The 22,502-nt window shown below is 72.8% G+C and carries 22 protein-coding genes; 10 read left to right on the forward strand and 12 right to left on the reverse strand.

Translation table 11 applies throughout. The features are described 5' to 3' along the window. Window positions 1-75 precede the first annotated feature (75 nt). From RFN52_RS36725 to RFN52_RS36755, 7 genes are all read right to left on the reverse strand, one after another. On the reverse strand, window positions 76-1,380 hold the full coding sequence (locus RFN52_RS36725; RefSeq protein WP_184853215.1) for an MDR family MFS transporter: 1,305 nt from the start codon (window positions 1,378-1,380) through the stop codon (window positions 76-78). Next, window positions 1,377-3,254, reverse strand: a complete 1,878-nt coding sequence (locus RFN52_RS36730; RefSeq protein WP_184853217.1) for an ABC transporter permease subunit — start codon at window positions 3,252-3,254, stop codon at window positions 1,377-1,379. The genes RFN52_RS36725 and RFN52_RS36730 overlap by 4 nt, the downstream gene beginning before the upstream one ends. A 20-nt stretch (window positions 3,255-3,274) precedes the next feature. Next, the gene (locus RFN52_RS36735) at window positions 3,275-4,777 is read right to left on the reverse strand and encodes an ABC transporter substrate-binding protein (protein WP_184853219.1); all 1,503 of its coding nucleotides are present in this window, start codon (window positions 4,775-4,777) and stop codon (window positions 3,275-3,277) included. A gap of 23 nt (window positions 4,778-4,800) precedes the next feature. Then, complete coding sequence (locus tag RFN52_RS36740) at window positions 4,801-5,337, reverse strand: GNAT family N-acetyltransferase (protein WP_184853221.1); 537 nt, start codon at window positions 5,335-5,337, stop codon at window positions 4,801-4,803. Window positions 5,338-5,368: 31 nt separating this feature from the next. After that, a complete protein-coding gene (locus RFN52_RS36745) occupies window positions 5,369-5,761 on the reverse strand; it encodes a nuclear transport factor 2 family protein (protein ID WP_184853223.1) in 393 nt (130 codons plus the stop codon). A gap of 46 nt (window positions 5,762-5,807) precedes the next feature. Next, window positions 5,808-6,605 (reverse strand): VOC family protein, encoded by a 798-nt coding sequence (locus tag RFN52_RS36750; RefSeq protein WP_184853226.1) that lies wholly within the window; start codon window positions 6,603-6,605, stop codon window positions 5,808-5,810. A gap of 111 nt (window positions 6,606-6,716) precedes the next feature. Continuing rightward, window positions 6,717-7,541, reverse strand: a complete 825-nt coding sequence (locus RFN52_RS36755) for an SDR family NAD(P)-dependent oxidoreductase (protein ID WP_184853228.1) — start codon at window positions 7,539-7,541, stop codon at window positions 6,717-6,719. Between the two features lie 53 nt (window positions 7,542-7,594). Here RFN52_RS36755 and RFN52_RS36760 point away from each other — a divergent pair, with 53 nt between their 5' ends. Further along, window positions 7,595-8,071: a DUF4396 domain-containing protein gene (locus tag RFN52_RS36760; protein ID WP_184853230.1), complete on the forward strand. Its 477-nt coding sequence runs from the start codon at window positions 7,595-7,597 to the stop codon at window positions 8,069-8,071. Window positions 8,072-8,094: 23 nt separating this feature from the next. Here the strand turns inward: RFN52_RS36760 and RFN52_RS36765 are convergent, their stop codons facing one another. After that, entirely contained in the window at window positions 8,095-9,234 is a 1,140-nt protein-coding gene (locus RFN52_RS36765; RefSeq protein WP_311241148.1) for a winged helix DNA-binding domain-containing protein, read from the reverse strand. Between the two features lie 143 nt (window positions 9,235-9,377). Here RFN52_RS36765 and RFN52_RS36770 point away from each other — a divergent pair, with 143 nt between their 5' ends. Together RFN52_RS36770 and RFN52_RS36775 are read left to right on the forward strand one after the other, a co-directional pair. After that, window positions 9,378-10,031 carry a hypothetical protein gene (locus tag RFN52_RS36770; RefSeq protein WP_184853232.1) on the forward strand — a complete coding sequence of 218 codons (654 nt, stop codon included), beginning with the start codon at window positions 9,378-9,380 and terminating at the stop codon, window positions 10,029-10,031. 214 nt (window positions 10,032-10,245) lie between these two features. After that, window positions 10,246-10,857, forward strand: coding sequence for a sigma-70 family RNA polymerase sigma factor (locus RFN52_RS36775; RefSeq protein ID WP_184853234.1), 612 nt, complete (start codon window positions 10,246-10,248; stop codon window positions 10,855-10,857). Between the two features lie 75 nt (window positions 10,858-10,932). Here RFN52_RS36775 and RFN52_RS36780 read toward each other — a convergent pair whose 3' ends face one another. Then, complete coding sequence (locus tag RFN52_RS36780; protein ID WP_184853236.1) at window positions 10,933-11,766, reverse strand: alpha/beta fold hydrolase; 834 nt, start codon at window positions 11,764-11,766, stop codon at window positions 10,933-10,935. Between the two features lie 5 nt (window positions 11,767-11,771). Further along, the gene (locus RFN52_RS36785) at window positions 11,772-13,154 is read right to left on the reverse strand and encodes an FAD-binding oxidoreductase (protein ID WP_184853238.1); all 1,383 of its coding nucleotides are present in this window, start codon (window positions 13,152-13,154) and stop codon (window positions 11,772-11,774) included. A gap of 197 nt (window positions 13,155-13,351) precedes the next feature. Here RFN52_RS36785 and RFN52_RS36790 point away from each other — a divergent pair, with 197 nt between their 5' ends. Next, on the forward strand, window positions 13,352-13,939 hold the full coding sequence (locus RFN52_RS36790; RefSeq protein WP_184853240.1) for a hypothetical protein: 588 nt from the start codon (window positions 13,352-13,354) through the stop codon (window positions 13,937-13,939). Window positions 13,940-13,948: 9 nt separating this feature from the next. On the opposite strand, the gene RFN52_RS36795 is transcribed toward RFN52_RS36790, so the two are convergent. Both RFN52_RS36795 and RFN52_RS36800 read right to left on the reverse strand, forming a co-directional pair. Beyond that, window positions 13,949-15,235, reverse strand: coding sequence for a cytochrome P450 (locus RFN52_RS36795; protein WP_373308407.1), 1,287 nt, complete (start codon window positions 15,233-15,235; stop codon window positions 13,949-13,951). Between the two features lie 29 nt (window positions 15,236-15,264). Then, window positions 15,265-16,614, reverse strand: a complete 1,350-nt coding sequence (locus tag RFN52_RS36800; protein WP_184853244.1) for a glutamine synthetase family protein — start codon at window positions 16,612-16,614, stop codon at window positions 15,265-15,267. A gap of 336 nt (window positions 16,615-16,950) precedes the next feature. Between RFN52_RS36800 and RFN52_RS36805 the strand changes: the two genes are divergently transcribed. From RFN52_RS36805 to RFN52_RS36830, 6 genes are all read left to right on the forward strand, one after another. Beyond that, the gene (locus tag RFN52_RS36805) at window positions 16,951-17,139 is read left to right on the forward strand and encodes a ferredoxin (RefSeq protein WP_031108213.1); all 189 of its coding nucleotides are present in this window, start codon (window positions 16,951-16,953) and stop codon (window positions 17,137-17,139) included. A gap of 1 nt (window position 17,140) precedes the next feature. After that, window positions 17,141-18,352, forward strand: a complete 1,212-nt coding sequence (locus tag RFN52_RS36810) for an NAD(P)/FAD-dependent oxidoreductase (protein ID WP_184853245.1) — start codon at window positions 17,141-17,143, stop codon at window positions 18,350-18,352. Further along, window positions 18,349-19,161 (forward strand): acetoacetate decarboxylase family protein, encoded by an 813-nt coding sequence (locus RFN52_RS36815; RefSeq protein ID WP_184853246.1) that lies wholly within the window; start codon window positions 18,349-18,351, stop codon window positions 19,159-19,161. The genes RFN52_RS36810 and RFN52_RS36815 overlap by 4 nt, the downstream gene beginning before the upstream one ends. Window positions 19,162-19,272: 111 nt before the next feature. Further along, complete coding sequence (locus RFN52_RS36820) at window positions 19,273-20,733, forward strand: aldehyde dehydrogenase (RefSeq protein WP_184853247.1); 1,461 nt, start codon at window positions 19,273-19,275, stop codon at window positions 20,731-20,733. Beyond that, window positions 20,726-21,655 (forward strand): 3,4-dihydroxyphenylacetate 2,3-dioxygenase, encoded by a 930-nt coding sequence (locus tag RFN52_RS36825; RefSeq protein WP_184853248.1) that lies wholly within the window; start codon window positions 20,726-20,728, stop codon window positions 21,653-21,655. The genes RFN52_RS36820 and RFN52_RS36825 overlap by 8 nt, the downstream gene beginning before the upstream one ends. Next, window positions 21,648-22,493, forward strand: a complete 846-nt coding sequence (locus RFN52_RS36830; RefSeq protein WP_184853249.1) for a fumarylacetoacetate hydrolase family protein — start codon at window positions 21,648-21,650, stop codon at window positions 22,491-22,493. Before RFN52_RS36825 ends, RFN52_RS36830 begins: the two co-directional genes overlap by 8 nt. Window positions 22,494-22,502 lie beyond the last annotated feature (9 nt).

The raw sequence follows: 22,502 nt of genomic DNA on the forward strand, positions 1-22,502 counted from the left end.
GAAATTCGGAGCGAAGACGTCGCACGCCGGGGTGACGCTCCCGCGCGCCCGGTTGCCGGGGCGCCGGCGTCCACGTCAGGCCGCCGTGCCCGCCCCCTTCTCACGCCGCGGCAGTACGGCCACCGCCAGGGCCGGCACGGCCGCGAGGACCAGCCACGGCACGGCGGCCGGCAGGCCCAGGTCGAGCAGGAAGCCGGTGGCCGCGCTGCCGGCCAGGACGATCAGCCCGGAGACGGACGACAGCGCCCCCATGTACAGCCCGAGCCTGCCCTCCTCGGCGAGGTCGGGCACCCAGGCACGGGCGGCGGGCACGACCAGCATCTGCCCCACGGTGAGCAAGATCACGAAGCCGGCGGCCGGAAGCAGTCCGGTCGCCCCCGTCCAGCCCGTCGGCCGGGCCGCGGCCACCACCGCGAAACCGGACGCGATCAGCAGCAGCCCCGCGGTCATGGAGCGGTGCAGATCGAGCCGGTCGCCCGCCCAGCGGGTCACCGGCAGCTGGGTGAACACCACCAGCACCGAGGACAGCGCGAAGAGCCAGGACAACGGCGCCTGGGAGCCCGCCGCGCGCTGCACCTCGTCCGGCAGGGCGAGGTACAGCTGGTTGTAGGCGAGCAGATAGGTGCCGTAGGCGCAGCACAGGGCGAGGAAGCGGCGGTTGCGCAGCAGGATCCGGGCCCCGCCCCGCTCCCGGACGCGGACCCGGCCGGGGATGTGCTGCGGCATCAGCCACAGGTGCCCGGCGAGGACGAGCACGAAGACCGCGGCACCGGCGAGACACGCGGTGCGGAAGTCGACGGCGAGCAGCAGCGCGCCGAGCAGCGGCCCGACGAACGCACCGGCCTGGCCCGCCACGCTGAACAGGGCGAGGACACGGGTGCGCGGGCCGTGCCCGTCCTCCTCCCAGGCCACCGCCTGGCGGGCCACCTCCGACTCCACGGCCGGGGAGAACAGCGCCGCGGCGAAACCGATCACCAGCACCGCCCCGATCACCGTCCAGCTCGACTCCGCGAAGCCCAGCCAGGCGAACCCGGCGACCCGCAGCACGCAGCCGGCCAGGACGACGGGGCGCACGCCGTACCGGTCGACGAGCCAGCCGCCGACCACGAACAGCCCCTGCTGGCTGAAGGTGCGCAGCCCGAGCACGAACCCGACCAGCCACCCCGCCATGCCGATCGCCGTGCCGAGGTGCTCGGCGAGGAACGGCAGGACGGCGAAGAAGCCGATGTTGAAGGCGAGCTGGGTGAGGATCAGCAGCCGCAGCAGCGGCGACAGCTCCCTGCAGAGCCGCCAGGTGCTCTCCCGCGGTCGCTCGGGTGCGGCGGCGTCGGAGGTTCGGGCGGTCCGGCGGGACAGCACACGGGACATGAGGTCGGTCATCGTTCTTCCGTTGGTGAGGCGGACACGGACGTCAGGTCGGAGGTGGGGCGCCCCGGCCGCCGCGGCGGGACCGGGGCGGCCCGGTCGGCGGGCGGTCCGGCCGGGCCGGCGGGCCGTGTGCGCCGCCGGGGCAGCCGTGCGCCGCCCGCGGCCGTCACCGCGAGCGCCCCGAGCAGGGCGAGTACGGCGGCGGGGAAGAGGACGGCCCACGGGGCGCGCTCGGCGTACGGCTGGTTCTCGGCGAGCAGCAGGCCCCAGTCGGGGGACGGCGGCTGGGCGCCCAGGCCGAGGAAGCCGAGTGCGGCCAGGCTCAGTGCGATGCCCGGGAGCCGGAGCAGGGAGTGCCGGGCGACCGGGGGCGCGACGGCGGGGAGCAGTTCGCGCACGAGCAGGTACCAGCGGCCGGCCCCCAGCGCCCGGGTGGCCGTCAGATGGGTGGTCGCGCGTTCCTGCCGCAGCAGGGCGGAGGTGTGCGCGGCCAGCGGGGACCAGGCCACCACGGCCACGGCGAACGCGGGTGTCCAGGACCCGCTGCCCAGGATGCCGGTGACGAGGAGCCCGGCCAGTACGGGCGGTACGGCACTGAGGGTGTCGACCAGCGGCCCGGACAGCCTCGGCAGCAGCCCCAGCAGCAGCCCGACGGCGAGGGCGGCGGCGCTCACCGCCAGGGCGGTGCCGAGGGTGGTCAGGGCACCGTGGGAGACCCGGGCGAGCACGTCCCGTCCGAGCGCGTCGGTGCCGAAGGGGTGCTCCGGCGAAGGGGCTCGCAGCCGGGCGAGCGGGTCCAGGGCGATCGGGTCGCGGGGCAGCCCGAACCCGACGACGGCGACCAGCAGTCCCGCGTAGAGCAGGGGGAGCGTGCGGGGCGCGGGCGGCCGGGGCCGGTGCAGGGACTGCAGGGCGCCGTCGCGCAGCGCCGGGCCGATCAGCAGCCGGGCGGTGACCCGGGCGAGAGCGCCGGCGGTGGCCGCGAGCAGCACGAGGGCGAGGGTGCCGGTCTGCAGGACGGGCAGGTCCTGGGAGAGGGCGGCGTGCAGGGTGAGCCGGCCGATGCCCGGGATGTCGAAGATCTGCTCGACGGCGACCGAGCCTCCGGTCAGTCCGACCACGAACAACGCCAGATTGGGCAGGAGTCCGGGCACGCAGCGGCGCACCGCCTGCCGCGCCACCGACTTCGGCGGGACACCGCGTGCCGCGGCCGCCACGGCCCAGGGCTCCGCGAACGCGCCGGGCAGCAGGTCGTCGAGCATCCGCCCCAGGACGGCTCCGGCGGGCAGGCCGACGGCGAGCGAGGGCAGCACCATCCACTGCGGCCCGTACCAGCCCAGGGCGGGCAGCCATCCCAGCTGCACACCGATCACCGAGACCAGTACCGAGGCGACGAGGAACTCGGGCAGCGCAGCCAGCACGGCCGTCGCCGTCCCGCCGGGACGGCGGTCGGCGAGCCTGCCCCGCGCGCCCAGCCGGAGCGTACGGGCGCAGACGGCGGCGGCCGTGGCGGCGGCGACCGCCAGGGCCCCGGCCATCAGCAGCACCGACACGCCGAGCGCCGGAACGAGGCCCGGCAGCACCGGGCCGCCGGACACCCAGGACGTGCCCGCGTCCCCGTGCAGCAGCCCGCCCAGCCAGCGGCCGAGCAGCATCAGCGGGCCGTCGTCGAGGCCCAGTTGGTCCCGGATGGCGCGCAGCGTCTCCGGATCGGGGTCGCGGTCCGCCGACCGGGCGCGGAGCACGGTCAGCGCGGGGTCGGTGCGCGACAGCCACGGCAGCAGGCCGATCCCGCACACCAGGCAGGCCACGAGCACGGTCCGCCACAGCAGAGCCGGGGCGCCGCTGCGCGCGAGGGCGCGCAGGGCGGTGGCCGCACCGTTCATCGAGGGTGTCTTCGAGCTGCTCAGCGCCGGGTCCCCGTACCTATGAGGGTGCGCTCGTACGGATCGGGCAGCGCGCCCCGCACGTCCGTCGCGATGCCCGCGACGAGCTTCAGATGGACCAGCGGGATCACCGAGTCGGTGCCGAGGACCGCCGCCTCCGCCTTCATGGCGGCGTCCTGCCGCTCGGCGGTTCCGGACTCGGCCTGCGCGGCGGCGACCATCCTGTCCACGCTCTTGTCGCACAGGAACGACAGGTTGTTGGAGCCGTCGCAGGTGTAGTCGCTCGCGAGGACGGTGACCGGGTCGCCGGTGTCCAGCATCATGTTGCGGGAGAAGACCGCCGCGTCGAACTTGCCGTCCAGCAGGTCGCCTTCGAGCCGCGCGTACGTGCGGACCTCCAGCTTCACCTTGAACCCCGCCTTCCGCAGCTGCTGCTGGAGCACCTGGGCGGTCTCCGGCAGTTCGGGCCGGTCGCTGTAGGCGGCGAGGGTGATGCTCTCGCCGTCGGGGCGGGTCGCGCGCGCCCGCCCGGCCGGTTCGACGCGCTTGCCGGCCGCCCAGGTCAGGGCCGGACCGAACAGGCCCTGCGCGGGGACGGCGTACCCCTCGTAGGCGCCCTTGGCGATGACCGAGGTGTCGATCGCCTCCCGTGCGGCCGCCCGTAGCCCCGCGTCGGTGAAGGCGCCGGACCTGGTGTTGAGGTAAAGGCCGGTGTTGCGGGCGGTGTTGACCTCGTGGACGTCGTCCTCGTCGAGGGAGGCGACCTGGGCGACGGGCAGGGACTCGGCGATGTCGACCTGACCGGTGCGCAGGGCGTTGGCGCGGGCGGTGCCGTCGGAGACGAACCTGGCGGTGACGCCGGACGCCTGGGCCCGGCCGCCCCAGTAGTCGTCGAAACGGTCCAGCGTGGCGGCGGTGTCGCCGTCGATCCTGGTGAGCGCGAAGGGGCCGGTGGCGGTGCCGACGACGTTCACCGTGCCCTTCTTGTCGTACGCCTTGGGCGCGAACACCGCGAGGGACGGGTTCGACAGCCGCAGCGGCAGGACGGGGTCGGGTTCGGCGGTGACGACCCGGACGCGTTCGTCGTCCTCGGCCGTGGCGGTCAGCTTCACGCCGGAGAGTGCGGACGGTGCCGGGTCGGCCTTCCCGGCGGCCGTGAGGGCGTCGGCGACGGCCTCGGCGGTGACGACCCCGCCGTCCTGGAACGTCGCGTCCCGCAGCGTGAACACCCAGCTCCTGCCGCCGTTCTCACTGCTCCACGACTCGGCCAGTGCCGGTACCGCCGTGCCGTTGGCGTCCAGCCTGGTCAGCCCCTCGGTGACACCGAGCCGGGACAGGAGCATCGCGTCCTGGCCGTACGGCGAGTAGTTCTCGGTCGGGGCGAAGGGGAGGGCCACACGCAGGCGTGCACCGCCGGCGGCACCGTCGGCGGAGGCGGAGGAGTCGTCACCGGAGGAGGCGAAACAACCGGAGAGCAAGGGGAGCACGAACAGCCCGGCTGTGAGCCGGCGGGAGGTTCTCATAGTGTATATGAATACCATTTTCATCAAGTGAGCGGTATCTCGAAGTGAACCACCCCGCTGCCCCCGCCGGGCACGTCCTCCCGCTCGTCGCACACCGCCTTGCCCAGCGCCTTCCACGGGCCCAGAGCGCCGGGGGAGTGCGGGTACGTGTGCAGGTACACGGACCGGTATCCGCCGTCGGCGCGGGCGAACTCCAGCAGGCCGTCCACGAGTTGCCGGGCCAGGCCGCGCCGCCGGTGCTCGGGGCGTACGTACACCCGCCGCAACTGCGCCGTCTCGCCCGAGGGGAACCGCTCGGCCAGCCAATGAGGGTTCGGCGGGTGCGCCGGGCCGCGAGCGTCCAGGGCCGCGGTGGCCGCCACCGTTCCGTCCCGCTCGTCGACGGCGACCAGGAGGGTGTGCCGGGGTGGTGTGACGTAGAACGGCACCGGGTCGATGATGTCGGCGTGCCAGTGCGGCACGTACCCGGTACCGAAGTCGCGGTACACGGCGTCGAGCATCACCGCCCGGGCCCCGTCGATGTCGGCCTCCGCGGCTTCCCTGATGCAGTACTCGTGCATTTGCACATCATATGCAAGAGGATTCAGGGGTTCAGCCGGGGGCCGCCGGTGTGATGTGGCTCAGCACGCACAGCCAGCGGCCCTGCCGCCGCACGAACACGTCCGTCGTCCACTCGTCGGTGTCGTGGCGCTCGCCGTGGAAGTGGGCCGTGTTCGTCACCCGACCGGTCACCACGGCGGTGTCGCCGTAGACGCGGATCCGCGGATCGGTCCTGAGGTCCATCGCCGAGTGGGTGAGCGCGCCGGACTCGACGAGGGAGAGGAACTTCTCCTTGGGGTCGATCCCCGAATCGGAGACGATGACCCATTCGTCCGCCATGAAGCCCGCGATCCGCGCGGGGTCGTTGGAGACGATCGCCTCGGCCCAGCCCTTCGCCAGGCGGGCGAGCCGAACGGTGTCTTCGGAATCGGGCTCTCGGTTCATGTCGTCGACCGTGGCCGGGCCGGAACGGTGTGCGGGGGTGTCCGGATCAGCTCACGGACGGGGTGAGCACCACGAAGTCGGCGCCGGCCGGGTCGAGGCAGACGGCGAGGCGGCCGACGCCCTCCATGTCCTCCGGGCCCATCTGTACGCTGCCGCCGTTCCCGCTGACCTCGGCCACCGCGGCGTCGCAGTCCTCGACGGCGAAGACCGGGTGCCAGTACGGCCGCCCGCCCGTCGCGGCCAGGTCCTCCTTGCGGAGCTGCATCAGCCCGCCGTGCATCCGGTCCTCGGGGAGCCCGGAGGGGGTGATCAGGGTGTACGTGCCGGCGCCGCCCGGCAGCGGCATGTCGCTGAACCGCCAGTCGAAGAGGGCGCCGTAGAACTCCCGCGCACCCGCGGCGTCACTCGTGTACAGCTCGGTCCACGACAGCGAGCCCGGCTGGTCGACCAGCTCCAGGCCCTTGTTCGTGCCCGGCTGCCAGACGGCGAACTGGCCGCCCAGCGGGTCGCTGTACTGCGCCATCCGGCCCCAGTCGTCGAGGTCCATCGGGGCGACCCGCACGGTGCCGCCCGCCTGTTGCACGGCCTGCGTCGTGGCGTCCGCGTCGGAGACGCAGTAGTAGAGCATCCAGGCCGATCGCGCGCCCTCCTCGGTGAGCTTGCCGAGCCCGGCGACGATCTTGCCGTCCTTCTTGAACATCCCGCCCTCGAAGTCCTCGCTCTCGCCCATGGACTCGTAGTCCCACCCGAGGACGGCGCCGTAGAAGGCTGCGGCGGCCGGGACGTCCGGAGCGCCCAGGTCGAGCCAGCAGGGGGAACCGGGGACGTACTCCGTCGTGATCATGGCGATGCTTCCCTTCGGCGGGTCCTGTGTGCCCAGCGTGACACCGGGCACCGGTCATCGCCTGTCGGCCGCTGTCCGTTCGGGGGACCCCGCACGGATACCGGGGCGGCCTCAGTGGACGGACAGTCCGCCGTCGACGAAGAGGGACTGCCCGGTGACGTAGGCGGACGCGGCACTCGCCAGGAAGACCGCCGCGCCCGCGAAGTCACCGGCGAGGCCGTTGCGCCCGATCATCGTGCGGGCGGCGAGGGCGGCCACCTTCTCCGGGTCCGACGACAGCCGCGCGTTGAGCGGTGTCATGACGAACCCCGGCACGAGGACGTTGCAGGTGACGCCGCGCGGCGACCACGCCTCGGCCTGGGAGCGCGCCAGTGCCTCCAGGGCGCCCTTGGAGGCACCGTAGGCGCCGCTCTGGACGAACGCCCGATGCGCCTGCTGCGAGCTGATGTGGATGATCCGTCCGTACCCGCGCTCCGCCATGCCGGGGCCGAAGCGCTGCCCCAGCAGGAACGGGGCCTCCAGGTTGACGGCCATCGTGGCGTCCCAGACGTCCTCGCCCAGCTCGTCCATCGGCGGACGCAGGTTGATCCCGGCGCTGTTGACGAGGATGCCGGGCTCCCCGAAGGCCTCGACCGCGCGCTCCGCCGCCGTCCGCACGCCCTCGCGGGTGCTCAGGTCCGCGCTGACCCACGCGGCGCGGCAGCCCTCGGCCGTCAGTTCCCCGACCGTCGCCGTCAGCCCGGCCTCGCCGCGGGCCACGACCACCACACTCGCCCCGGCACGCGCGAGGGCGCCGGTGATGGCGCGCCCGATGCCGGAGCTGCCGCCCGTGACCACCGCGACCCGGCCCTCCAGGGAGAACAGTTCGGAAAGGTAGGCCTGTGCGGCCGGGGGCGGCGGAGTCGGCTGTGCCGGGGGAACGGGCTGTGTCGTCATGGCGGTCAACTCTAGGTCGCATCTATACCCCCTAGGGGTATATAGTCGATGTCATGGACCACACCGCTCATGAACCCGGAAAGCATGCGCACGGGACCGCGTCCTGGGGAACCGCCGTCAAGGCGACCCTGCACTGTCTGACCGGATGCGCGATCGGCGAGATCCTCGGCATGGTGATCGGCACGTCGCTGGGCTGGGCCAACGTGCCCACCATGGTCCTGGCGATCGGGCTCGCGTTCCTCTTCGGCTACTCGTTCACCCTGTTCGCCGTCCTGCGGTCCGGCGTCGGCCTCAAGACCGCGATCAGGATCGCCCTCGCCGCGGACACGGTCTCGATCGCGGTGATGGAACTCGTGGACAACGCGATCATCGCGCTCACCCCGGGTGCGATGGACGCCCATCTGTCGGACGGTCTCTTCTGGTCCGCGCTCCTGGGCGGCTTCGCGGTCGCCTTCCTGATCACGACCCCGGTCAACAAGTGGATGATCGGCCGCGGCAGGGGGCACGCCGTGGTGCACGCCCACCACTGACGCGCTGTCACCCGCGTGACACCTCAGCCCTTGAGCAGGCGAACCCGGCCGTCGGGGAGTTTCGGCCACCAGTGGTGGTAGCGGCGGTAGACCTCGGGGTCGCGGCCGGCCAGCAGCGCCGTCAGCGACGCGGCCTCCGCGGCGAGCCCGTCCCACACGGCGCCCGGCAGCTCGTGGAACGCCGTGGCCTCGACACCGCCGTCGACCGCGCGCCACACACCGGCGACCCGGCCGTCCACCAGCAGCGTGGGCAGCACGTCGCCGTTCACCCGGATCACCAGACGGCGGTACGCCGGGGGAATCACGCGGCTGCGGTCGGCGTGGGCCAGCAGGACGCTGTCCCACATGGCCATGAGCCGGGGCGGCGCCGGCGTGTCCGCCGGCGGGCGCGAGGCACCCGGTACGTCGTACAGGACGGTCCCGTCGGGCCCCCGGAGCTGCTCCACCCTGTCGTCCAGGGCGAGCAGTGCACGGCGTACAGGGGCCCGCGGCACCATGGCGAACTGCGCGACGTCCGCCACGGAGGCGGGCCCGAAGCCCGCCAGACAGCGCAGGACGAGGTGGCGCAGCGCCTCCGCCACCGTCTCGCGCCCTTCGGGGACCGGGCCGGTCCGCGCCGCGACGAACGACGACCGGGCGCCGAACGACCACGGTCCGCCGGTCGGGACGTGGAGCAGCGGCGCGTACGCCTTGAGTCCCCACCACGCGCCGGCCTTCTTCTCCTCGCCGACCCGCTCCGCCAGCCAGTCCTGCACCTCGGCGGCCGTCCGGGGCCGGTCCGCGAAGTCCAGCAACCCGGGGACGAGCGCCTCGCCGTCGGCCGCCGTGAGCCCGGCGGCGGCGAAGCGGTACCCGAGCCGTGAGGCGTACAGCGTCTGCTGCATCGCCTCGCGGAACACCCGGTGGTCGTCCGCGTGGACCGCGTGCAACGTGATCCGCATCAGGGTCGCCTTGACCACCGCGCGCTCCGCGAACGCCGCGTCCAGCTCGGCCGGCGCGAACCCGGCCAGCCGGTTCCACAACGCCACGTACGGCGAAGCGGCATGCTGCGCCTGCAGCGCCACCACACGCCGCACCGCCTCCCCGGCCTCCATCACCTCCCGCCCCAGCAGCAACTGGCGCCCGAGAGTGGCCCGATTGAGCTCCTGCGCGGTGATGTCCACGCCGTGGATTCTGCCGCGGCCCCACCGGAGCCACCGGCTCCACGGCAGTGTCCTGGATCACATGGCTCGGATTGAGTGCCCGGCCGGGCGGATGTCCGTACTCATGGGTGTGGGGGCGGGGCCGGATGCGAGGATGAGGCGCCATGACAGTCGGGTGGTGTGCTCGCGCGATACGGGCCGCGGTGTTCGCGGCCGTCTGTGTCGTGCTCGCCGCCCTGGGACACGTCATGATGTCCGGCGACCACGTGCCCCCCTCGACACTGCTGGCCGGCTGGGTCGTGACGGGCGCGGCGGGCTGGTGCCTCGCGGGCCGCGAGCGCGGGCTGGGCCTGGTCGTCGGCGTCGCCGTGGCCGTCCAGACGACGCTGCACTCGGCGTTCTCACTCGGCCCGCCGGCGCCTTCCGCACCAGGGGCCCACTCCACGGACATGCCGTCCATGAGTCATGGCATGGGATCCATGAGCCACGACATGGGTGCGGGCGCCATGGAGGCCGTGTCCCCGCACGCGGGGCACGTCCCCGGCGGTGACTCGTCCCTCGGCATGCTCGCCGCCCACCTCCTGGCCGCGCTGCTGTGCGGTCTGTGGCTGGGCCACGGGGAGCGGGCCGCCTTCCGGCTGCTGCGTGCCGTGGGCAGCCGGCTCGCCGCGCCGCTGCGGCTGCTGTTCGCCCTGCCCGTACCGCCGCCCCCGCCCGTGCGCCGGCGGCGACGGCCGGCGAACCGCTCGCCGCGCCGCCTCCTTCTCGTCCACGCGATCACCACCCGGGGACCACCCGCGGGGGCCGCTGCCGCCTGAAGGCAGCAGGTGCCGACCGGGGCAGCCCCTGTGCGCCCCGGCAGCGGCCGTACCCCTGTGCCTGCGCGTACCCGGGAGGTCACTCCTCCCGCCGCGCGGTACGGGCACGCCCGCGCCCCCCGCTCACCGGACCGCGCACCCACGCACGCACGTCTGACCTCACGGCCTGCCTGCTCGCGTCCTCGCGGTCCCGGAACCCCGACAAGGACATCAGGTGATCACTCCTGCCCTGCCGCTTCCGCACGACAGATCGGCGTCGGCCGACGCGTCGATAACCGCCTGGGCGCTGGCCGCCCGCGGCGGCGACTCCGCGGCCGTCGACCACTTCGTGCGCGCCCTGCACCGTGACGTCATCCGGTACGTCGCCCATCTGTGCGCCGACCCGCAGGCGGTGGACGATCTGGCGCAGGATACGTTCCTGCGGGCGCTCGGCAGCCTGCACCGGTTCGAGGGCCGTTCCTCGGCGCGGACCTGGCTGCTGGCGATCGCCCGGCGCGCGGTGGCCGACAGCATCCGCTGCACCGCCGTACGCCCCCGCCCGGCCGACCTGCCGGACTGGGAACCGGCGGCCGAACTCGCCCAGCCGCGCGGTCTGCCCGGCTTCGACGACGGCGTGGCGCTGATGGAGCTGCTGGCCGGGCTGCCGGACGAACGCCGCGAGGCGTTCGTCCTCACACAGCTGCTCGGCCTGCCCTACGCGGAGGCCGCCGCGCTGAGCAACTGCCCCGTCGGCACGGTCCGTTCCCGCGTCGCCCGCGCCCGGGCGACACTCCTCGCCCTGCTCGCCGCGGCCGAGGAACCGGACCCCGTTCTCGCCGCGGCCTGACACCCGTCGGCAACCGCACGGTGCCCGCCGCCTCTGCCCGGCGGGCACCGGCCGGTGAACGGCCGCCCGACATGCTCAGCCCCGCCGGGCCGCAGTCCCCCCGTCCCTCGCCTCCACTTCCCTCCAGAAGGCGCCGACCCGCGCGTTGAACACCTCCGGCACCTCCTGGAACGGCTGATGCGCCTCCCCGGGCAGCACCTCGAACACGGCGCCCGGGATGCGGTCCGCGACCGTGCGGCCCAGGCGTGGCGGTGTGGCGAGGTCGAGTTCACCGGCGAGCACCAGGGCCGGGGCGCTGATGCCGCCGAGGCGGTCGAGGGTGTCGTGCCCGGCGAACGCCGCGAGCTGGCGCTGGAAGGCCTCGGCGGACTGCGGATGCTCGAAGGCCAGCGCCTCGTCGACGAGGCGGTCGACCATGCCGTCGGCGTGGGCGCGCGGTGTGTAGACCCACAGGTAGAACGCTTCCAGCATGGCCCGTTCGTCCGGGGCGCGTTCGGCCATCCAGTTCCAGAAGCGCGTCATCGTGCGGAAGTAGGGGTCCGGGCGGGCCATCGTGCTCATGAGGACGAGGCTGCGCACCAGGCCCGGGTGGCGCAGGGCCAGGTCCTGGGCGATGAAACTGCCGCCCGAGAAGCCCGCGACGTGCGCCGCCGGAACCTGGAGCGCACGCAGCAGCGCCGCCGCGTCGTCGGCCATCCCCGCCACGGAGAGCGGGCCGTCGGGCAGCGGACTGCGGCCCGCGCCGCGGTTGTCGAACGCGGTGAGCCGGTAGCGGTCCGCGAACCCGTCGAGCTGTGACTGCCACGCCTCGGCCGGGTCCCCGAGCCCCGCGACGAGCAGGACGTCGGGTCCCTCGCCCCGCTGCTCCACCCAGAGTTCCACGCCGTCGGCGTCGACCGTCCGGCCCATGGCTCTCACCCTCGCGCCGGTTCGATGTTCTGGTTGGCGTGGAAGAGGTTGTCCGGGTCGTAGGTCCGCTTGACCCGGGCGAGCCTGTCGTAGTGGCCGCGGTACGTCGCCCGGACCCGCTCCTGGCCCTCGCCCGAGCCCATGAAGTTCACGTACGAGCCGCCCATCGAGAACGGGTGCAGCTCCTCCTGGTAGCCCACGCACCACCGCCGGATCGTCTCGGCGTTGGCCGGGTCGGGGTCGACGCCGGCGAAGACACCGGACCACAGGGCGTCCCGGTAGCTCCACGCGGTGTCGTCCGGGCCGACCCGGTGGGCGGCGCCGTCGATCGGGTAGAGGTGCATCAGTGAGAGCGGCGTGGGATTGCTCCGGCCGTAGGCGAGGTGCACGTCCAGGGCGGCGTCGGGGATGCCGTCGAAGAAGTCGCCCCGCCAGTACCACTGGTAGCCCGTCGGGATCAGCTCGTCGAACATGCCCTGCAGCGCGTCGTACGGCATCGGCGTCGTGAAGTGGAAGGCCGGCCGGCCCGCGTCGTTCACCACCGAGAGGGTCTCGTCGACCCCGTCCAGGTCGCCCGTGCAGCACCACACGATGCCGCACACCTTCTTGCCGTGGAGTTGCTCGGGGAAGGGCGGGCCGGGCGGCACGACGAGGACGGCGAAGAAGCCGTAGACGTCCTCGGGTGCCTGCGGGAGGAACTCGCGGTACCACGCCAGCACTTCACGCGTGCTGTCGACCGGCCACACGGTCACCCCGGCGCCGACCGTGCCCACCGGGTGCAGCCGGTAGGTGAGGGACGTCGCGATGCCGAAGTTGCCGCCGCCGCCCCGCAGGGCCCAGAACAGGTCCGGGTGCTCGGTCTCGCTCGCAGTGACGAAGCTGCCGTCGGCCAGCACCACGTCGGCGGCGATCAGGTTGTCCACGGTCAGCCCGTACTTGCGGGTGAGGTAGCCGTGGCCGCCGCCGAGGGTCAGGCCCCCGACGCCCGTCATGGAGATGATGCCCGTGGGGGTGGCGAGACCGAAGGCCTGCGTGGCGTGGTCGAGGTCGCCGAGGTGGCTGCCGCCGCCGACCTCGGCGGTGCGCGCCTCCGGGTCCACCCGCACCCAGCGCATCGGCGAGAGGTCGACCGTCACGCCGTCGTCCACCAGGCACAGGCCGGGGCCGCTGTGCCCGCCGCCCCGCACGGCGAGTTCCAGGCCGTGGTCGCGGACATAGGTGACCGCGGCCATCACGTCGGCGGCGTCCGCGCAGGGCACGAGGGCGGCGGGCCGTTTGTCGATCATCGCGTTGTAGATCTTGCGCGCCTGGTCGTATCCGGCGTCCCGCGGGCCGATCACCGGCCCCCGCAGCGTGGTCCGCATGTCTTCCAGGGTGGCGGTGTCCATGGCGATCTCCTCGCGGCGCGTCGGGTGCCGACACCACCAGCCTCCCGCCGACCGCGCGACGATGCATGTCCGCAGCCTCTGCCGCCGCCCGGGCGACGGCAGAGGCCGGCCGGCGCGGCGCGGCACGCGGGCGGCCTGGCCGGGTGGCGGCGGAAACCTGGTGGCGGTCGGCACTCGGGCGTGTGACGGTACGGTCCATGGGCAATTCCAAGGCGTACCCCGTTCTGCGCACCGACGACGCGAGCACGGCATACACGCAGGCCAGGCGTCTGTGCGCGCTGCTGGAGCAGGAGGACGAGGTGTGGCTCACCGCGGAGCTGCGCACGACCGGGGAGGTGCGGCGGATGGCCGCGCTCCTGCCCGGCGGCACCTTCGATCACACCAGAACGCGCACAGATCCGGTGACCGGCCGGTATGTCGAGTTCGACCTCGACGTGACGACGGCGGACGACGCGGCGCTGGAGGCGCACCTGCCGCTCGACCTCACGGAGGAGGTTTCGGCCGGGAACGTCGTGGCGCGCTTCGCGAAGGCCCTCGGCGATGGCGCGGCCGCCATCGAGTGGCACGGCAGATGGCCGGACGAGCCGGCGGCTGACCACTACGGATCGCCCCCGTACGACGGTGTCCAGGTCGTCTTCCACGGCGACAGGGCCCAGCGGGGCCGCTGGACCGAGGAGCACACCGTCTTCGTGCACGTGACCAAGTTCGGCGACCTGTCCCGCGCCCGGAAACTCGCCGCGCACATCGGCGGCGAGGTCCTGGGCGAACCCCAACTCGGGTGGTGATCGCGGGCGTCAGGCCAGGGTGATCTCCACCGGCAGTTTCTTGATGCCGTTGACGAAGTTGGAGCGCACGCGCGGCACGTCGCCGGTCAGGCGGATGTCCGCCAGGCGCGGGATCAGTTCCTCGAACATGATGCGGATCTCGGTGCGGGCGAGCAGGTTGCCCAGGCACAGGTGGGGGCTGCCCTTGCCGAAAGTGACGTGGTCGTTGTCGCGGCGCGCGACGTCGAAGTCGTAGGGGTTGCCGAAGACCTCCTCGTCTCGGTTGCCGGAGGCGAACCACATCACCACCTTGTCGCCCTCCCGCACCCGCTTGCCTCCCAGCTCGACATCGCGCGTGGCGGTGCGGCGGAAGTGGTAGACGGGGGAGGCCCAGCGCAGGAACTCCTCGACCGCGACCGGGATCAGCGAGGGGTCCTCCTGGAGGCGGGCCAGCTGCCCGGGGTGCTGGAGGAGGGCCAGCATCGAGTGGGAGATGGTGTGCCGGGTGGTCTCGTTGCCGGCGACGACCAGCAGCAGGAAGTAGTTGTCGAAGTCCTGCGGGGAGAGCGGCACCCCGTCCCGGGGCGTGGTGTTGACCAGCCGGGAGACCAGGTCCGTGCCGTCGCCGCCGCGCCGCTGCCGGGCCAGATCGCGGCCGTACTCGAAGACCTCCAGCGAGGCGGGGGAGCGGAAGGGCAGGTCGCGGTACTGCTCGCTCTCCTCGCTGTGCAGCAGGACGTCGGCGTAGTCGGGGTCGGTGTGGCCGATGATGCGGTTGCCCCAGTCGATGAGCTTCTGGTTGTCCTCCGGCGGCACGTCCAGCAGCCGGGCGAGCACGTTGATGGGGAAGTCCGCCGAGACGTCCTCGACGAAGTCGAAGCGTCCCTTGGCGAGGGCGGCGTCGAGGGTCCTCGCGGTCAGCCCGCGCAGGAAGTCGGTGTAGCCGCCGATCACGTTCGCACCGAACTGCCGCTGGATCAGGCTCCGCAGCGCCCGGTGGCGCACCCCGTCCAGTTCGAGGATCGAGGCGCGCTTCTTGATCTGGTCGTCGTCGACCTCCTCCAGGTTGACGAACTTCGTCGACGTGAAGGTCTCCGCGTCACGGTCGACCCGCACGATGTCCTCGTGCCGGGTCACCGCCCAGAAGCCGGAGTTGGGCGCCTCCTCGGGCTGCCAGTGCACCGGGTCCTCGTGGCGCAGGGTGTGGAACATCCGCCAGGGCGTCACACCGTCGGTGAAGCGGTCCAGGTCGGAGAGGTCCACGTCGGCCAGGGGCAGCGGCTCGCGCACGGCGTCGGTCGGGGTCTCGGTCGTCATCGGCATGCTCCTCGGCGTCACAGGGGGCGTCACAGGTGGTAGGCGTACTCGGTGAACTCCCAGTCCGTCACGTGCCGGTGGAAGCGTTCGACCTCGTCGCGTTTGTAGGAGAGGAAGGACGTGGTGAACCCCTTGCCGAGCAGGTCGGTCAGGGCGGTGTCCGCCTCCAGCGCGTCCAGCGCGGCGGACAGGGTCTGCGGCAGGACGGCGGAGCGGGCGGTGTCGTAGCCGTAGCCCTCCAGCGGGGTGGGCGGCTCCTCGCCGGCCAGCACGCCCAGCAGGGCGGCGGCCGTCGTCGCGGCGATCGCCAGGTAGGGGTTGGCGCTCGCGTCGCCGAGGCGCAGTTCGAGCCGGGCGCCGGAACCGCGCTCGGGCGGGATGCGCACCATGGCGCTGCGGTTGTCCAGCCCCCAGTCGATCAGCCAGGGCGCGAGGGTGTCCGGACCGAAGCGCTTGTACGAGTTGACCGTGGGGTTGAGCAGCGCGGCGAGGGCCGGTGCGTGGGCGAGGACACCGGCGACGGCGTGCCGGGCGGCGGCGGACAGGCCGTACGCGCCCGACGGGTCGTCGAAGGTGTTGCGGCCCTCCTCGTCGTCGCAGGACAGATGGAGGTGGAAGCCGGAGCCGCCCGCGTCGTTGAAGGGCTTGGCCATGAAGGTGGCCAGCCGGCCCTCCTTGCGGGCCAGTTCCTTGATCGCGGCCTTGAAGCGGAAGGAGCGGTCGGCGGCCGACACGGCGTCCGAGTGGACCAGGTTGATCTCGATCTGGCCGCCGTCGAACTCGTGGTTGCCGCTGATCGCCCCGACCTTCAGGTCGCGTACGTGGCGCAGGGTGCGCAGCAGGTGGTTGTCGGGGTCGGCGCGCAGACCGGCGGTGTAGACGACCCCGGGGTCGGGCGCGTAGCGGCGCCAGCCGCCGGACCCGTCCGGCTCGCACAGGAAGTACTCCAGCTCGGGCCCGACCACCGGCCGCAGCCCGTGCTCGGCGCACCGGGCGAGGACGGACCGCAGCAGGTCGCGGGGCGACTCGGGGGCGGGTGCGCCGGTCGCCGGGTCGACGACTTCGCCCAGACAGGCGGCCACCCCCGGCTCCCAGGGCAGCGGCACCAGCGTGTCGAGGTCGGGCCGGACGCAGATGTCCGGCAGCCCCGCGTCCAGCCCGCCGCTGACCGGGACCACGTCCCCCTGCGGGCTGGTGTGGTAGACGGCCCGGCAGAACGCCAGGCCGTGCTCACAGGCCCGGGGCAGCTCTTCGAGCAGCACGTCGCGCGCCCGGTCGGTGCCGATCAGGTCGGGATAGGTCACCCGGACCACGTCGACGCCGTCGGCGGCGAGCCGGTCCATGTGGCGGCGGACTTCTTCGGAATCGTGAGCGCTCACCGTTGTCTCCTCGGGCGGACGTCGGGACACCTCCGGGACACGGGGCCGGGGAGGCGGGTGGCGTGAGAGCGAGCGTCCGGGCGCGGCGGAGCCAGGACCGCCCAGGGCTGTTTGACGCCAAACGGTAAGCGGGGACGAGGGGCCCCGCAAGAGGCCCGGGCAAAGAATTTATCCATCCGGATAGCTCTTGACCGGACCCCTGCCCCTGCCTACCTTGTTTGAAGCCAAACGAGTTCGGGGCGCTTCTCACGCACCCCGTTGGCCGGGGCCCGGCCCCTTCCGGCCGGGCCCCGTTTTCCCACCGCTTCGACGCCCTCACATTCAGGAGGACCGGCCATGAAGGTCGTCGTCGACATGAACAAGTGCCAGGACCACGGACAGTGCGTCTTCTCGGCACCCGACGTCTTCCGGATGGACGACGACGGCCGCCTCGCCTACGTCCCCGACCCCGACGACGCCCTGCGCGACGAGGTCGAGGAGGCCGCGGACGTCTGCCCGCTCCAGGCCATCCGGATCGAGGACTGACATGAGCGGGCGCATCGTCGTCGCCGGCGCCTCCCTCGGCGGACTGCGGGCCGCCGAGCAGCTGCGCGCCGCGGGCTGGACCGGCTCCGTCACGGTGATCGGCGACGAGCCCCACCCGCCGTACAACCGGCCCCCGCTGTCCAAGGAGGTCCTTGCGGGCAAGGCGGCCTTCGACTCATTGGTCTTCACACCGAAGGCCTCCGCGACAGACGTGGAGTGGCGGCTCGGCACGAGAATCGTCTCCGCCCGGCTCGCCGACCGGACCGTCGGACTCGACGACGGCGCGGTGCTCTGCTACGACGGCCTGGTCGTCGCCACCGGGATGCGGCCCCGCCGGCTGCGCTGCCCCGGGCCGGTCGCCGGCCGCCACACGGTCCGGACCATCGACGACGCCCAGGTGCTGCGGGACGGGCTGACCCGGCCCGGCGTACGGGTCGTCGTGGTCGGCGCCGGGTTCATCGGCTGCGAGGTGGCCGCCACGGCCGTCGGGCTGGGTGCCGCCGAGGTGACCGTGGTCGATCCGCTGCCCCTGCCGATGATCGGGCCACTCGGGGAACTGCTCGCCCGGGAGCTGCGCGCGCGGCACGAGAAGCGCGGGGTCCGCTTCGCGCTCGGCGCGGGCGTGGCCGGGTTCGAGGGCGGCGACCGTGTCACCGGGGTCGTGCTGAGCGACGGATCCGTGCTGCCCGCCGATGTGGTGGTGGAGTCCGTGGGATCGGTCGCCAACACCGAGTGGCTGGAGGGCAACGGCCTCGACCTGAGCGACGGCGTGCTCACCGACGGCCACCTGCGCGTCGGCGGCAGGCCCGACGTCGTCGCGGTGGGCGATGTCGCCCGCTTCCCGAACGCCCGCTACGACGGCGTGCCGCGGCGGGTCGAGCACTGGTCCGTGCCGACCGACTCGGCCAAGCACGCGGCGAAGGTCCTCGTCAGCGGCGACCCCGGCCTGCCGCCCTTCGCGCCGCTGCCCACCTTCTGGAGCGACCAGCACGACTTCCGGCTGCAGTCCTTCGGGGCACCCGGTCTGGGGCTCGGCGATGTCCGGGTGCTCGACGGGGACCCCGCCGGGGACGTCGTGGCCGGCTACCACCGCGACGGTCTGCTGGTCGGTGTCGTAGCGCTCGGCGGACCCGCAGCGGCCCGGGCCGCCGCCCGGTACCGCGCCGAACTGCTGAAGCAGCCCGCCCTCACCTCGCAAGGAGCCCTCTCGTGACCGGTCTTCGTGGTTACTTCCATCCCAAGACGGCGACGGGCGCGTCGTCGCTGGTCCCGTCTCCGCCCTGGCGGTACTCCGGTGACCTGCTCACCGTCGAGTACCGGACGGATCCCGCCCGCGTACGTGAACTGCTCCCCGAACCGCTGGAGCTGGCGGACGAGGATCCGGGTGCCGTCGCCCTGATCTGGGCCGACTGGCAGTCGTGCTCCACGTCGGGGGAGGAACTGCTGGATCCCGTGCGGGCGCAGTACAAGGAGGCGTTCGCGGTGGTGCGGTGCCGGTTCCGGGGGCAGACCTACTCGCGGTGCGTCCACATCTGGGTGGACAAGGACTTCGCCATCGCGCGGGGGCTGCACCAGGGGTATCCGAAGAAGCTCGGCTCCATCCACCAGACGCGGCCGCATCCCTACGGGCCCGCTCCGCGGATCGAGGCGGGGGCGCGGTTCGGGGCGACGCTGGCGGCCGCGGACCGGCGTCTCGCGCAGGCCGTGGTGACGCTGCGGGAGCCGTCCGCGAGCGGTGGGTTCGTCAACGCGCATCCCATGGCGCACCACCGGTGGCTGCCCTCGATCGAGAAGGGCAAAGGGCTCGCTCTCGACGAGCTGATCGAGTCCGGGGCCGCGTCTTTCGAGGGCGGTCAGCCGTGGGTGGGGGACGCGGAGCTTGAACTGTTCGAGGCGCCTACAGAGGAGCTGGCGCGGCTGGAGGTACGGGAGCCGATCGCTGCGTACTACCGGCAGGTCGGGGTCGTTTGGGACGGGGGGCGGCTGCTGGAGAGCGGTACGTCCGGAGCGGTTGCCGAGTAGGGCCGTGGTCGGGTGTGGGCTTGTCGCGCCCACGCGGCGGAGCCGCATATGAGCACAGCCCCGCGCCCCTAGGTGAGTGCGATTCCCCCTCGTTCGAATGGAACTCTTCCTATGTCTGACAACATCACCGTCGCCGGAGTTTCCGTCGACACCCGGCACTGGATCGGTGGCGAGCGTGTTGCCTCCGCCGGGACCTTCACCGATCACTCGCCCATCGACGGCACCGCCCTCGGCGAGATCGCCCGGGGCGGGCCCGCCGAGGCCGAAGCCGCTGTCGCCGCCGCCCGGGACGCGTTTCCCGGCTGGGCCGCCACCTCGCGCGCCGAACGCGCCCGCATCCTGCACGCCATCGCCGACGGTGTCGAGAAGCGGATCGAAGAGCTGGCGATCGTCGAGACCACGGACAACGGGGCGCTGCTCCGTTCCCACCGGCGGGGCGTCATGCCCCGCGTCGCGCACAACTTCCGGTTCTTCGCCGACTGGCTGCTCCGGCTGGACCACGAGGACTTCGAGACGCGCGGTCACACCAACCACGTCAGCTGGGACCCGGCCGGGCCCTGTGTGCTGATCACCCCGTGGAACGCGCCCCTGATGCTGGCCACCTGGAAGGTCGCCCCCGCCCTCGCCGCCGGCGACACCGTCGTCCTCAAGCCCGCCGAGTGGTCGCCGCTGACCGCCTCCCTGCTGGCCGACATCGCCGCGGAGGCCGGACTGCCCGCCGGTGTCCTCAACGTCGTCCAGGGGTACGGCTCCGAGATCGGCGACGCGCTCACCTCCCACCCCGACGTGCGCCGCATCAGCTTCACCGGGTCGGTGCCGACGGCCAAGCGGATCGCCGCCTCGGCCGCGGCGAACCTCACGCCCCTGAGTCTCGAACTCGGCGGCAAGTCACCCCTGTTGGTGTTCGCCGACGCCGATCTCGACCTCGCCGTCGACCTCGCCGTGGAGCAGTACGACAACGCCGGGCAGGTCTGCCTGGCGGCGACCCGGCTGCTCGTCGAGGAGCCGGTCGTGGAGGAGTTCACCCGCCGGTTCGTGGCGAAGGCCTCGGCCCTGCGGCAGGGCGACCCGCGTGACGAGGGCACCGACGTCGGGCCCACCATCCACCCGCGCCAGCTGGAGAAGATCGACGGCTTCGTGCAGCGGGCCCTCGCGGCCGGGGCGCGGGCGGTCATCGGCGGCCACCGCAAGGACGGTCAGTACTACGCGCCGACCCTGCTGACCGACGTCGCCCAGGACTCGGAGATCGTGCAGGAGGAGGTCTTCGGGCCGGTCCTGACCCTCCAGACCTTCACCGGCGAGGACGAGGCCGTACGGCTCGCCGACGACACCCGGTTCGGGCTGGCCGCCACCGTCGCGACCGGCGACCGGGAGCGGGCCGAACGGGTCACCGCGCGGCTCGTCGCCGGCACCGTCTGGGTCAACTGCTTCTTCGTGCGCGACCTCCAGGCGCCCTTCGGCGGCTCCCGGCAGTCCGGCGTCGGCCGCGAGGGCGGCACCTGGAGCTTCGACTTCTACTGCGACCTGAAGAACACCGTCACCGCCCCGAAGGGATGGCAGAACCATGGGTGAGATCGTCGGGGCCGGGCTGCTCGCCCACGTGCCCACCATCGTGCTGCCCGAGGCCGACCGGCTGGAGCTCAACGAGGGCAAGGAGATCACCCTCGTCACCGGGCTGCGGCAACTGCGCCAGGACGTCTTCGAGCGCGATGCCGCCAACGATTACGACACCGTCGTCGTCCTGGACTCGCACTGGGCGACCACCGTCGAGTTCGTCGTGACCGCGCAGGCGCGCAGGGCCGGGCTCTTCACCTCCGAGGAACTGCCGCGCGGCATGTGCAGGATGCCGTACGACTTCCCCGGCGATCCCGAACTCGCCCACAACGTGGCCGCGTTCGCCGACAAGCACGGCACCTGGATCACGCCGATCGACGACGAGTACCTGCCGATCTACTACGCCACCCTCAACCTCTGGAAGTACCTGGGGGAGGGGCTGCCCGACAAGCGGTGGGTCACCATCGGCGTCTGCCAGACCGGCGACATGGAGGATCACCTGCGGCTCGGGCGGGCGCTGGCCGACGGGATCGCCGCGACCCCCGGGCGGCGGGTGCTGATCATCGCGTCCGGCGCCCTCTCGCACACCTTCTGGCCGCTGCGCGAACTGCGCGACCACGAGGCCAGCGACCCGGTGCACATCCGCACGCCCGAGGCCCGAGAGGCCGATCAGCAGCGCATCGCCTGGTTCAAGGAGGGCCGCCACGACAAGGTCCTCGACACCATGGACGAGTTCTGGAAGTTCAAGCCCGAGGCGAAGTTCTTCCACTACCTGATGATGGCCGGTGCCCTCGGCGAGCGGCACTGCACCGCCCGGGCCCGTCAGTACGGCGCGTACGAGAACTCCGTCGGCACCGGCCAGGCCCACCTCTGGTTCGACCGCCCCGCCGGCGGCTGGACCGCCGACCACACCCCCGCGCAGGAGTCCACCCATGCCTGAGTACCGCCGCATCCTCCTCGACGGCGCCGCCGTCCAGGTCACCGTCGACGGCGACGAACTCGTCGCCGGGGACGGCCGCCGCGTCAAGACCGAGGACGCGCACCATCTGCCGCCCGTGGTGCCGTCCAAGGTCATCGCCGTTCACCTCAACCACCGCAGCCGCGTCGACGAGTTCCGGATCGGGCTGCCCGACACCCCCACCTACTTCCACAAGCCCACCTCGGCCCTCAACGCCCACCAGGGGGCGATCGTCCGCCCCGAGGGCTGCAAGTGGCTCAACTACGAGGGTGAGGTGGCCATCGTCATCGGGAAGACCGCCCGCAACATCTCCCCGGAGGAAGCGGGCGAGTACATCGCCGGCTACACCGTCGCCAACGACTACGGCCTGCACGACTTCCGCGACACCGACGCCGGGTCCATGCTCCGGGTGAAGGGCTCCGACACCCTCTGCCCGCTCGGCCCCGGCCTGGTCACCGACTGGGACTTCCACGGCAAGCGGCTGCGGACGTACGTCAACGGAGAGGTGGTGCAGGACGGTTCGACCGACGAGATGACCTGGGACATGCACTACCTCGTCGCCGACATCGCCCGCACCATCACCCTGTACCCCGGGGACGTCCTGCTGTCCGGCACGCCCGCCAACTCGCGGCCCGTCCAGCCGGGCGACGTCGTGGAGGTGGAGGTCGAGGGCCTCGGGCGGCTCACCAACCACATCGTCACCGGCCCGACGGCCATCCGCACGGACGTGGGCGCTCAGCCCACGGAGTCGGAGGAGGTCCTCTCGACCGCGCTCGGCGGCGACTGGGAGTTCCGTGGCATCCGGCCGCCGCGTCGCTGATGACGTGCG

It is taken from the genome of Streptomyces collinus, assembly GCF_031348265.1.
Classification (GTDB): domain Bacteria; phylum Actinomycetota; class Actinomycetes; order Streptomycetales; family Streptomycetaceae; genus Streptomyces; species Streptomyces collinus.

Coding starts and splice junctions, on each gene's coding strand:
- RFN52_RS36725 (WP_184853215.1), bottom strand. CDS start 1,380: ATGACCGACCTCATGTCCCGTGTGCTGTCCCGCCGGACCGCCCGAACC.
- RFN52_RS36730 (WP_184853217.1), bottom strand. CDS start 3,254: ATGAACGGTGCGGCCACCGCCCTGCGCGCCCTCGCGCGCAGCGGCGCC.
- RFN52_RS36735 (WP_184853219.1), bottom strand. CDS start 4,777: ATGAGAACCTCCCGCCGGCTCACAGCCGGGCTGTTCGTGCTCCCCTTG.
- RFN52_RS36740 (WP_184853221.1), bottom strand. CDS start 5,337: ATGCACGAGTACTGCATCAGGGAAGCCGCGGAGGCCGACATCGACGGG.
- RFN52_RS36745 (WP_184853223.1), bottom strand. CDS start 5,761: ATGAACCGAGAGCCCGATTCCGAAGACACCGTTCGGCTCGCCCGCCTG.
- RFN52_RS36750 (WP_184853226.1), bottom strand. CDS start 6,605: ATGATCACGACGGAGTACGTCCCCGGTTCCCCCTGCTGGCTCGACCTG.
- RFN52_RS36755 (WP_184853228.1), bottom strand. CDS start 7,541: ATGACGACACAGCCCGTTCCCCCGGCACAGCCGACTCCGCCGCCCCCG.
- RFN52_RS36760 (WP_184853230.1), top strand. CDS start 7,595: ATGGACCACACCGCTCATGAACCCGGAAAGCATGCGCACGGGACCGCG.
- RFN52_RS36770 (WP_184853232.1), top strand. CDS start 9,378: ATGACAGTCGGGTGGTGTGCTCGCGCGATACGGGCCGCGGTGTTCGCG.
- RFN52_RS36780 (WP_184853236.1), bottom strand. CDS start 11,766: ATGGGCCGGACGGTCGACGCCGACGGCGTGGAACTCTGGGTGGAGCAG.
- RFN52_RS36785 (WP_184853238.1), bottom strand. CDS start 13,154: ATGGACACCGCCACCCTGGAAGACATGCGGACCACGCTGCGGGGGCCG.
- RFN52_RS36790 (WP_184853240.1), top strand. CDS start 13,352: ATGGGCAATTCCAAGGCGTACCCCGTTCTGCGCACCGACGACGCGAGC.
- RFN52_RS36795 (WP_373308407.1), bottom strand. CDS start 15,235: ATGACGACCGAGACCCCGACCGACGCCGTGCGCGAGCCGCTGCCCCTG.
- RFN52_RS36805 (WP_031108213.1), top strand. CDS start 16,951: ATGAAGGTCGTCGTCGACATGAACAAGTGCCAGGACCACGGACAGTGC.
- RFN52_RS36810 (WP_184853245.1), top strand. CDS start 17,141: ATGAGCGGGCGCATCGTCGTCGCCGGCGCCTCCCTCGGCGGACTGCGG.
- RFN52_RS36820 (WP_184853247.1), top strand. CDS start 19,273: ATGTCTGACAACATCACCGTCGCCGGAGTTTCCGTCGACACCCGGCAC.
- RFN52_RS36825 (WP_184853248.1), top strand. CDS start 20,726: ATGGGTGAGATCGTCGGGGCCGGGCTGCTCGCCCACGTGCCCACCATC.
- RFN52_RS36830 (WP_184853249.1), top strand. CDS start 21,648: ATGCCTGAGTACCGCCGCATCCTCCTCGACGGCGCCGCCGTCCAGGTC.